Origin of the sequence: Pseudomonas sp. (assembly GCF_041601375.1) — a bacterium.
In the GTDB taxonomy this organism is placed as follows: domain Bacteria; phylum Pseudomonadota; class Gammaproteobacteria; order Pseudomonadales; family Pseudomonadaceae; genus Aquipseudomonas.
The window spans coordinates 1-9,163 of record NZ_JBFIIG010000171.1; the positions used below are offsets into that span (position 1 = coordinate 1).

The following is a 9,163-nucleotide window of genomic DNA, read 5'->3' on the forward strand; positions in this document are numbered from 1 at the left end:
AGCTACTGGTGGCGAAGGAGATGCGATGAAGTTGTCCGGGCGTGGCGTGTTGCTGTCGATTGGCGCCTCGATGCTGTTTGCCCTGATTCCCGGCTATGTGCAGCAACTGGCGCCGCTGGACGGTGTGCAGGTGTTCGCCCAACGGGTGCTCTGGTCGATTCCGGCGGTGTTGCTGCTGGTCGCCGTGGCCCGGCAATGGGCGGTGCTGGCCGTGGCCATCGGCCGTCTGCGCCGTGAGCCGTTATTGCTGGCGGCCCTGCCACTCTCGGCCGCATTGATTGGCGTGCAGTGGGCCTTGTTCGTCTGGGCACCGCTGGCCGGGCGCATGCTGGATGTTTCGCTGGGTTACTTTTTGCTGCCCCTGGCGATGGTGCTGGCCGGGCGGGTGTTCTATGGCGAGCGCTTGCGGCCGTTGCAGCAGTTGGCGGTGTGCTGTGCCTTGCTCGGTGTGTTGCATGAACTGTGGCGTCTGCAGGCGTTTTCCTGGGTCACCCTGGTCACCGCGTTGGGTTATCCCCCGTACTTCATGTTGCGTCGCTGGATGCGCCTGGATGCCCTCTCCGGGTTTATCCTGGAAATGTTGGTGCTGGCGCCCTTGGCGGTCTGGCTGATCGTCGCCCGGGGGCCGGTGGCGGTGTTCGCCCAGGCGCCGCAGCTGTGGTGGCTGCTGCCGGGGTTGGGCCTGCTCGGCGCCCTGGCGTTCGCGGCGATGATGGCGTCCAGCCGGTTGTTGCCGCTGGGGCTGTTCGGCATCCTCAGTTATGTCGAGCCGGTGCTGTTGTTTCTGGTGGCGCTGCTGTTTCTCGGCGAAAGCTTCAATGCCCAGCAGTGGCTGACCTATCTGCCGATCTGGCTGGCGGTGCTGCTGGTCGGTTGGGACAGTGCACGGCTGCTGATCAAGCAGCGGAGCATCTGACAGGAGGTGACATGCAGATCAATGCTGACCTGAGCGAGCGGGTTGTGCTCGATACCCGCACTATCGACTGGCAGGCCTCACCGTTGCCGGGCGTCGAGCGGCGTCCGCTGGAACGTTTTGCCGCGGAAAGCGGACGCGCCACCTCGATCGTGCGTTATGCGCCGGGGTCGCAATTCCGTAGCCATCGGCATCCGGGAGGCGAGGAAATCCTGGTGCTCGACGGGGTCTTTGTCGATGAACATGGCGCCTATCCTGCCGGCTACTGGCTGAAGAATCCGCCCGGCAGCAGCCACGCGCCGTCCAGTCCCGCCGGGTGCCTGTTGTTCGTCAAGCTGTGCTACCAGGAGCCGCAGGATCAGCATGCGCTGCGCATCGATACGCACAAGGCGCAATGGCGGCCAGGCCTGGTGCCGGGGCTGAGCGTACTGCCACTGGATAGTTTCGCCACGGTGCACACGGCATTGGTGCGCTGGGCGCCAGGCACCGAGTTCAGTGCCCACCGGCATCTTGGCGGGGAAGAAATTCTGGTGCTGGAGGGGGTGTTTCAGGATGAGTATGGCGATTATCCCGCCGGCACCTGGCTGCGCAACCCGCACGGTTCAACACATACACCGTTTTCTCGTGAGGGTTGCCTGATTTATGTAAAGATCGGCCATCTGCACGATGCGAGCGTGGCCGATCAGTCCAGCACGTTTCTCAGCACTTCGTAGACGATCCCGGTAGCAATCGCCACCAGTATCACGTCGGTGCCGGCCTGCTTCCATTGGTAGCCGTCATAGCGTGGCAGTTGGCTGGCCAGCCGCTCGTCGAAGTTCTTGGCGATGCCCGGTGGCAGGGGTTTGCCGCGTGCCAGGTTCTTGGCGATGCCTGGCGGCAGCGAGCTGGTCGGGCCGATAAGTTGCCGGTTGTCGCCCAGTACGATGCGCACGCGGCCGATATCTATGGTGGGACCACTGACGTGGACACTGACGTCGCCGTCATAGCCAGCGCGTTGTTTGCCATGGTTATCGTTGTTCGACGCGGCAAATACGCTCTGCGTGGCCAGGGCGATGGCCAGGGTGCTACAGATTAGCAGGATGCGAGAGGGGTTGGGCATGCAATTCTCCGGGGCCTTGGGGCGGTTGTACTGCCTGATTTGAGTGCGTTCATGGCGGTTTGTTCAAGTGCCGGGTAGCATGCTTTGTGCAGTCCAGCACAAACAAATTCGGCCGCAGCGCGGGAAACCGTTACGCTATGCAGCTGATTTCCGTTTTTCGTCGAGGTTATCCCCGTGTTTTCCCAATTCGCCCTGCATGAACGTCTGCTGAAAGCCGTGGCTGCGCTGAACTTTACCGAGCCCACCCCGGTGCAGCTGGCGGCTATTCCGCTGGCGCTGCAAGGGCAGGATTTGCGGGTCACGGCGCAGACCGGCAGCGGCAAGACGGCGGCCTTCGTCCTGCCGATGCTCAACCGCCTGTTGGGCGATGGTGCTTCCTCGCCGCGCATGAGTGTGCGCGCGATGATCATGCTGCCCACCCGTGAGCTGGCCCAGCAAACCCTCAAGGAAGTCGAGCGCTTCGCCCAGTTCACTTTCCTCAAGGCCGGTTTGATTACCGGTGGCGAGGATTTCAAGATGCAGGCCGCGATGCTGCGCCGGGTCGACATCCTGATCGGCACGCCGGGTCGCCTGATCGAACACGCCAACGCCGGCAACCTACTGCTCGATGAAGTGGAAGTGCTGGTGCTCGACGAAGCCGACCGCATGCTCGACATGGGCTTTGCCGAAGACGTGCAGCGCCTGAGCGAACTGTGCAATGCCGAGCGCCAGACCCTGCTGTTCTCCGCGACCAGCGGTGGTGCAAGCCTGCGCGAGATCGTCGCCAAGGTGCTCAAGAATCCCGAGCACCTGCAGCTCAACCGCGTCAGCCAGCTCAACGAAGGCACGCGCCAGCAGATCATCACCGCCGACCACAACCACCACAAGGAGCGTCTGGTCGAGTGGTTGCTGAAAAACGAAACCTACGACAAAGCGATCATCTTCACCAATACCCGGGTCCAGGCCGACCGCCTGTATGGCAAGTTGGTCGCCCACGACTTCAAGACATTTGTTTTGCACGGCGAGAAGGATCAGAAAGACCGCAAGCTGGCCATCGACCGTCTCAAGCAGGGCGCGGTGAAGATCCTGGTCGCCACCGATGTGGCCGCGCGCGGCCTGGATGTCGACGGTCTGGATCTGGTGATCAACTTCGACATGCCGCGTTCGGGTGACGAATACGTGCACCGCATCGGCCGTACCGGCCGTGCCGGTGCCGAAGGTCTGGCGATTTCGCTGATCTGCCACTCCGACTGGAGCCTGATGTCGAGCATCGAACGCTACCTCAAGCAGCGTTTCGAGCGGCGCAACATCAAGGACCTGAAAGGCATCTACCAGGGGCCGAAGAACCTCAAGGCATCCGGCAAGGCGGTTGGGCCGAAGAAGAAAAAGGTCGACCCCAAGACCGGCAAGAAGCTGGCCGCGAAGAAACCGGCGGCCAAGGCGCCGAGCAAGCGCAATACCATCAACAAACCCAAGGCCGCGGCGCCGGAGTTGGTCAGCCAGGATGGCTTGGCGCCGCTCAAGCGGCGCAAGCCGGCGCCAGCGGCGGAGTAAATCGACGCTGTCAGGTCGGGCAGGCTTCAGCCCGCCGACGTGGTCAACCGTGGCGAACCGAAGCGGATCGCCACCCGACCCACGCTGCTAACCCAATTTACTTCGGCACGATCAATATCTTGCCGTCGCGCTCGCCGCTGGCGGCCGCGGCCACCGCCTCCTTGATCTGGCTGACGTCATAGGTGGCCGCCACGCGGCTGTGCAGCTTGCCGCTGGCGATCAGTTGGGTCAGCTCGCCGAACACCGTCATCTGCTCGGCCGGGGTGGCTTTCTGGAACCATTTGGCCAGCCAGAAGCCGCGCAGGCTCACGTCGCGGAACACGAAGGACGCCGGTGACACCTGGCAGGGCTGGCGGCTCATCATGCCGTAGTTGACCAGCACTCCGCCCTCGCTGAGGCTCGCGGCCAGATGGTCGGTGGACTCGCCGCCCACCGCATCGATGCCCAGGCGCACGGCTTCACCGCCGGTGGCCGCGCGTACGCGCTTGGCCAGATCCGGCCCATCCACCAGCACCAGGTCGCCGCCTTCGGCTTGCACACCGGCCACTGCCGACTCCCGACGCACCACGTTGATGGTCTTGAAGCCGCGCAGCTTGGCCAGCTGGATCAGGTAGCTGCCGACGCCCGAGTTGGCGGCGTTCTGGATCACCCAGTCGCCGGGGTTGAGGTCGACGAACTGGCTGAGCAGCAGGGAGGCGGTCGGTGGATTGACGGTCAGCATCGCCAGTTGCAACGGATCGGCTTCCGGCAGCGGGATCAGCTTGTTCGCCGGGGCATTCAGGTGGCTGACCCAGGTGCCGCAGCCGACCGGCAGCAGCACCAACTGGCCGACCTTGAGGTTGCTCACCTCGGGCCCCAGTTCCTCGATGCGGCCGACACCTTCGTTGCCGCCAATCGCCGGCAGCGGCGGCAGCATGCCGTATTCGCCGGTGAGGGTGAGCACGTCGGAAGGGTTGATCGGTGCGGCCGTCACCTTGATCCGCACCTGGCCCGCGGCAGGTGCGGGTAGTTGCAGTTCGACCGCTTCGATCACGTCTTGCGGCACGGGGCCACGGGTTTGGTATTCGGCTTTGAGCATGGGATTCTCCGGTGAGCCACTGGGCTCTGTTGGCGCTTCGGCGCAACAAAACGTCAACAGAGCCTCGGCAGGTGGCAATCAGTCTAGACCGCAGCGGGTCGGCCGGGGCGAATTCCATGCAATCGATTTCGCTAATCCGCTTTCGCGCTGTTAGCGCTGCCGGAGACAGGAGCAGGCACTAATCGGTGGTGGGGCCTTGTTCTTGCACGTCTTTGCCGGCGTCTTCCAGCTCTTGCAGGCTCCGGTCGTAAGCTTCGCAGTCGTTATCCAGTTGCTCCGATGAAGTCTGTGGCCGGATGTCCTTCAACTCCTCGCGCAACTCGACCGCGCGTGCGGGGTCGGACTGGGTGATTTCGGCAATCTTGGCGGCCAGTTGTTCGGATTTGGCCGTCGCCTCTTCCGGAGTGCAGGCAGCATAGGCGGGGGCGTAGCAGAGCATGGCGATTACGGCGCTTAGGCCCAGTAGCGTTTTCATTGGCAAGCCTCGCGATGCAAAAGGGTGGGCTTGTTCGGTTGATCGCGCCTTGCTGCGAGCGACTGGAGGCGGTCGCTGCTGCGCTCGATATTTTCACGGCCTCCAAAATCCTATCGAGCGCTTGCTGCATGATCCGCCGCATACGGGATGCAATGCGCCTATAGGGCCACCCTGCTTAGCCGGTTATGCTGTACGACAATTGAACTATGGGTGCCGACATGCAGTGGATGTGGGGGATGGTGCTGCTCGGGTTCAGTTTCGCAGTTGCGGCCGAACCGCTGCGCCTGGGTATTGGAACGCACAAGCCGCCATATGTGTTTGAAGGTGAGGCGCGGGGGCTGGAGTACGAGATAGTGGCGGCTGCCGCGAAGCGCGCCGGCTTTGCCATGCAAGTCGTGCATATGCCGATGGAACGCCTGCACCTGATGCTGCGTCGAGGCGAAATCGACGCCATTGCCACCACCAACCAGCAGAGCGGCATAGATGCCTTCTATTCCGAACCGCATATCTACTACCAGAATGTTGCCTTGGCCTTGCGCGCGCGCCACTACAAGATCGAGCGGATTGCCGACCTGGGAAATTACTCGGTCAGCGCCTTTCAGCGTGCACGCTTCTTGCTGGGTAGCGAATTTCAGCGGATGGCGCAGAACAACCCGCGCTATCGCGAAGAGGCGCAGCAGATCGCGCGTAACCGCCTGCTCTACAGCGGGCGGATCGAAGTGGTGGTGGGGGATATGCGGATTCTGCGCTATCTCAATCGTGAGGTGCTTGATCAGGTCGACGTCAGCCAGCCACTGGCCGAATACCCGATCTTCGCACCAACGCCCTATCAGGTCGGCTTTCGCCACGAGGCCCAGCGCGACCGCTTCAATCGGGGGCTGGCGGCCATTCGCGCGAGCGGCGAGTATCGCGCCATCGAGCGGCGTTACGCGATGTATTGAGGACGACTGCTAGAGTAATGCGCTGGGCTGCAAGCCGGACTGTGCGGGTGCATGATTCGGCTGGCGGGCCCGGCCATTATCCGCCGCGAAGGAGAGAAGCATGCTGCGCATATCCCTGCTGGCGATTCTGGGCTTGACCGGCGTGCTGCTGATGCCGCCGACTGCCGTGCAGGCCCGCGAATACCCCAGCGAACACGGCACCCTGCAGGTCAGTCAGGTGGTCGCGGGGCTGGAACATCCCTGGAGCATGGCTTTTCTGCCTGACGGGCAAGGTCTGCTGGTCACCGAGCGGCCTGGGCGTTTGCGCCTGGTAACTTTGCAGGGGGCGCTGTCCGAGCCGATCAGCGGTGTGCCGGCCGTCTATGCCAGAAGCCAGGGCGGGTTGCTCGATGTGGTGCTGTCGCCCGAGTTTGCCCAGGATCGTCTGGTTTATCTGTCCTATGCCGAGGCCGGGGAGGGTGGGCGCGCCGGTACCGCGGTCGGGCGTGGCAAGCTGTCGGCGGATAAGCGCAGGCTGGAAGGTTTCGAGGTGATTTTCAGGCAGCTGCCGAAACTGTCCAGCGGTGCGCACTTCGGCTCGCGGTTGGTATTCGATCGCGACGGTTATCTGTTCATCGCCCTGGGCGAAAACAACCAGCGCTCGACCGCACAGGACCTCGACAAGCTGCAAGGCAAGGTGGTGCGCCTGCACCCGGACGGCAAAGTGCCGCGCGACAACCCCTTTGTCGGCCAGGCGGACGTTCGTCCGGAAATCTGGTCTTACGGCCATCGCAACCAGCAGGGGGCGGCACTCAATCCCAGGACCGGGCAGTTGTGGACCCACGAGCATGGCCCGCGCGGCGGCGATGAGATCAACATCCCGCAGGCCGGCAAGAACTACGGTTGGCCGCTCGCCACCCATGGGATCAACTATTCGTTCCTGCCGATTCCGGAAGCCCAGGGCAAGACGGTCGAGGGCACCGAGCCGCCGCACTATGTGTGGGAAAAGTCGCCGGCAATCAGCGGCATGGCCTTCTATGACGGCGCACGCCTGGCCGCCTGGCGGGGTAACCTGTTCATCGGTGCACTGGCCGGGCAGGCGCTGATTCGCCTGGAGTTGCGCGGCGATCGGGTGGTGCACGAGGAGCGTCTGCTGGAGCAGCTGGATGCGCGCATCCGCGATGTGCGCCAGGGGCCGGATGGCTACCTGTACGTGTTGACTGATGAGGGCAATGGTCAATTGTTGCGGCTGGATTTGCAGCCGAAATGAGTTCGGGCTGCGCAGGCGTAAGCCGGCCTTGGACTTTTTGGGTCAGGCTGCAGATGAGGGCTTGATGCTGATTCGGGGGAGGAGGGCGGTAGCCCAGCGCCTTGTCTGGTGGGAGCAAAGCGCTACGGGGTGAACGTCAGGGCCTGTCAATACATAACTACACGTGGCGGTTATTTCTTTCCATGCCCTAAGTCGGCTATTTCTTGCCGATGGTGATCTGCTTGGAAGCGCCGTAGACCTGGCCACTGACGCCCTTGGCGATCTGCTGGATTTCACCACCGGAGTTCAGGAAGGCGGCGATCTGCGCATCGATTGAAGCGCTGGTTTCGACGGCTGGAGCTGGTTTGGGCTTGCTGTTTGATGCTTTAACGCGCATGGCGGCCATTAACCTATTTAAAAATTAATTTGGCCGCCGATTGTACACGAACGACTTGACAATTGCTTGGTAAATAACCTTGGTAACTCAGGTTGTGGCGCTGTCAGTGATTCTCCGAATGGATGAATAATGCCCATGAAAATGAGTAACTCATTGTTTTATCAAGGTTCAACTCGGGAAATTAATTGCCCGGCGATCCTCGGTGACGGGCGCTTTCCATTGGTCGGCTCGGCTCGGGCGCTCCGGCGAGACCTTGCGAGCCCGCGAGTCGAGGCCGGGAAAGCGGGCCACAACTCAGGTAGAATGTCCGGCTCGCAACGAGGGTAGGGCACCATGGCTGTAATTGGACGAATGAATAGTTTGCAGGTCGTGAAACACACCGACTTTGGCCTGTATCTGGATGGCGGCGCGGATGGCGAAATATTGCTGCCCAAGCGCTATATCCCCAAAGACACGCCAAGTGAGGTGGAAGACTGGCTGAATGTATTTATTTACCTCGACAGCGATGACAAGCTGATTGCCACCACGGAAACCCCGAAAGTCCAGGTCGGTCAATTTGCCAGCCTGAAAGTGGTGGATATCAACCGCGTCGGTTTATTCCTCGACTGGGGGTTGCCGAAAGATCTGCTATTGCCCCATTCGGAAGAGAAGCGCCCGCTGCAAGTCGGCGACTACTGCGTGGTCTACGTGTTTGTCGACAAGCGCAGCAAGCGCATCACCGCCACGGCGCGCCTGGATCGTTACCTGGACACCGCGCCGGCCACCTACACGGCCGGCCAGGAAGTCGACCTGCTGGTGGTCGAGTCCACCGACATGGGCTTCAAGGCGATCATCAACGGCAAGCACTGGGGCCTGATCCACAAGAACGAACTGTTCAAGTTCCTGCGCAGCGGCATGCAGGAGAAGGGCTTCATCAAGGAAGTGCGCGCCGACGGCAAGATCAGCCTGAGCCTGCAACCGGTTGGCCAGGAAGCGGCGAGCAGCCTGGGCGAGCAGATCCTGGCCAAGCTGCGCGAGCACGACGGTGTGCTGCCGCTCAATGACAAGAGTTCGCCAGAAGCCATCAGCGCCCTGTTTCGCGTCAGCAAAGGCAACTTCAAGAAGGCCATCGGCGGCTTGTACAAGCAGGGTCGCATCGTGATTCACGACGACCGCATCGAGCTGGCCGCCAAGTAGCGGCGTTCCCCCGGCAGCTACGGCTGCCGGCTGCGGCCCTGACAGAGGACGCGCTGGGCCTGTCTCAGCGCCGGTTTTTTACAAAACCCGCTTGAGCGCCCACGGAGTCCATTGAATAATGCCCAGGCTTTTGCCGTTGTAGCTCAGTTGGTAGAGCACGTCATTCGTAATGATGGGGTCGGGGGTTCGATTCCTCTCAACGGCACCACCGAATTCAAGGCCTGCAGCGATGCAGGCCTTTTTCGTCTGGGGTGCGCGACGATGAAGGATAACGACGATGCCGCCGGCTCCAGCATTCTGCTCGCTTGCCATCGCCGATGGCG

10 protein-coding genes and 1 tRNA gene are annotated in these 9,163 nt (G+C 62.1%); 7 read left to right on the forward strand and 4 right to left on the reverse strand.

Translation table 11 applies throughout. The features are described from left to right. Window positions 1-25 precede the first annotated feature (25 nt). Together rarD and ABZE94_RS17710 are read left to right on the forward strand one after the other, a co-directional pair. Window positions 26-916 (forward strand): EamA family transporter RarD, encoded by an 891-nt coding sequence (gene rarD / locus ABZE94_RS17705; protein ID WP_372876986.1) that lies wholly within the window; start codon window positions 26-28, stop codon window positions 914-916. 11 nt (window positions 917-927) lie between these two features. Further along, window positions 928-1,626: a cupin domain-containing protein gene (locus ABZE94_RS17710; RefSeq protein ID WP_372876972.1), complete on the forward strand. Its 699-nt coding sequence runs from the start codon at window positions 928-930 to the stop codon at window positions 1,624-1,626. Here the strand turns inward: ABZE94_RS17710 and ABZE94_RS17715 are convergent. Continuing rightward, window positions 1,596-2,012: an anti-virulence regulator CigR family protein gene (locus tag ABZE94_RS17715; RefSeq protein ID WP_372876974.1), complete on the reverse strand. Its 417-nt coding sequence runs from the start codon at window positions 2,010-2,012 to the stop codon at window positions 1,596-1,598. The two genes, ABZE94_RS17710 and ABZE94_RS17715, sit on opposite strands and share 31 nt — an antisense overlap. Window positions 2,013-2,186: 174 nt before the next feature. Here ABZE94_RS17715 and ABZE94_RS17720 point away from each other — a divergent pair, with 174 nt between their 5' ends. Further along, complete coding sequence (locus ABZE94_RS17720; RefSeq protein WP_372876976.1) at window positions 2,187-3,545, forward strand: DEAD/DEAH box helicase; 1,359 nt, start codon at window positions 2,187-2,189, stop codon at window positions 3,543-3,545. A 97-nt stretch (window positions 3,546-3,642) separates the two neighbouring features. Here ABZE94_RS17720 and ABZE94_RS17725 read toward each other — a convergent pair whose 3' ends face one another. Both ABZE94_RS17725 and ABZE94_RS17730 read right to left on the reverse strand, forming a co-directional pair. Next, the gene (locus ABZE94_RS17725; RefSeq protein ID WP_372876978.1) at window positions 3,643-4,623 is read right to left on the reverse strand and encodes a zinc-dependent alcohol dehydrogenase family protein; all 981 of its coding nucleotides are present in this window, start codon (window positions 4,621-4,623) and stop codon (window positions 3,643-3,645) included. A gap of 178 nt (window positions 4,624-4,801) precedes the next feature. Further along, entirely contained in the window at window positions 4,802-5,098 is a 297-nt protein-coding gene (locus ABZE94_RS17730) for a hypothetical protein (protein ID WP_372876980.1), read from the reverse strand. 206 nt (window positions 5,099-5,304) lie between these two features. On the opposite strand from ABZE94_RS17730, the gene ABZE94_RS17735 reads away from it, so the two are divergent. Next, the gene (locus ABZE94_RS17735; RefSeq protein WP_372876981.1) at window positions 5,305-6,039 is read left to right on the forward strand and encodes a substrate-binding periplasmic protein; all 735 of its coding nucleotides are present in this window, start codon (window positions 5,305-5,307) and stop codon (window positions 6,037-6,039) included. A 100-nt stretch (window positions 6,040-6,139) separates the two neighbouring features. Then, window positions 6,140-7,288, forward strand: coding sequence for a PQQ-dependent sugar dehydrogenase (locus ABZE94_RS17740; protein ID WP_372876983.1), 1,149 nt, complete (start codon window positions 6,140-6,142; stop codon window positions 7,286-7,288). A 196-nt stretch (window positions 7,289-7,484) separates the two neighbouring features. Here ABZE94_RS17740 and ABZE94_RS17745 read toward each other — a convergent pair whose 3' ends face one another. Next, complete coding sequence (locus ABZE94_RS17745) at window positions 7,485-7,673, reverse strand: hypothetical protein (RefSeq protein WP_170862154.1); 189 nt, start codon at window positions 7,671-7,673, stop codon at window positions 7,485-7,487. A gap of 324 nt (window positions 7,674-7,997) precedes the next feature. Between ABZE94_RS17745 and ABZE94_RS17750 the strand changes: the two genes are divergently transcribed. Together ABZE94_RS17750 and ABZE94_RS17755 are read left to right on the forward strand one after the other, a co-directional pair. Continuing rightward, window positions 7,998-8,840: a S1 RNA-binding domain-containing protein gene (locus tag ABZE94_RS17750; RefSeq protein WP_372876984.1), complete on the forward strand. Its 843-nt coding sequence runs from the start codon at window positions 7,998-8,000 to the stop codon at window positions 8,838-8,840. Window positions 8,841-8,972: 132 nt separating this feature from the next. Beyond that, window positions 8,973-9,048, forward strand: a tRNA-Thr gene (locus tag ABZE94_RS17755). The last annotated feature ends 115 nt before the right edge of the window (window positions 9,049-9,163 follow it).

What these genes read in the sequence shown, in the direction of transcription:
- rarD (WP_372876986.1), top strand. Translation starts at nt 26, where the DNA reads ATGAAGTTGTCCGGGCGTGGCGTGTTGCTGTCGATTGGCGCCTCGATG.
- ABZE94_RS17710 (WP_372876972.1), top strand. Translation starts at nt 928, where the DNA reads ATGCAGATCAATGCTGACCTGAGCGAGCGGGTTGTGCTCGATACCCGC.
- ABZE94_RS17715 (WP_372876974.1), bottom strand. Translation starts at nt 2,012, where the DNA reads ATGCCCAACCCCTCTCGCATCCTGCTAATCTGTAGCACCCTGGCCATC.
- ABZE94_RS17725 (WP_372876978.1), bottom strand. Translation starts at nt 4,623, where the DNA reads ATGCTCAAAGCCGAATACCAAACCCGTGGCCCCGTGCCGCAAGACGTG.
- ABZE94_RS17730 (WP_372876980.1), bottom strand. Translation starts at nt 5,098, where the DNA reads ATGAAAACGCTACTGGGCCTAAGCGCCGTAATCGCCATGCTCTGCTAC.
- ABZE94_RS17735 (WP_372876981.1), top strand. Translation starts at nt 5,305, where the DNA reads ATGGGTGCCGACATGCAGTGGATGTGGGGGATGGTGCTGCTCGGGTTC.
- ABZE94_RS17740 (WP_372876983.1), top strand. Translation starts at nt 6,140, where the DNA reads ATGCTGCGCATATCCCTGCTGGCGATTCTGGGCTTGACCGGCGTGCTG.
- ABZE94_RS17745 (WP_170862154.1), bottom strand. Translation starts at nt 7,673, where the DNA reads ATGGCCGCCATGCGCGTTAAAGCATCAAACAGCAAGCCCAAACCAGCT.
- ABZE94_RS17750 (WP_372876984.1), top strand. Translation starts at nt 7,998, where the DNA reads ATGGCTGTAATTGGACGAATGAATAGTTTGCAGGTCGTGAAACACACC.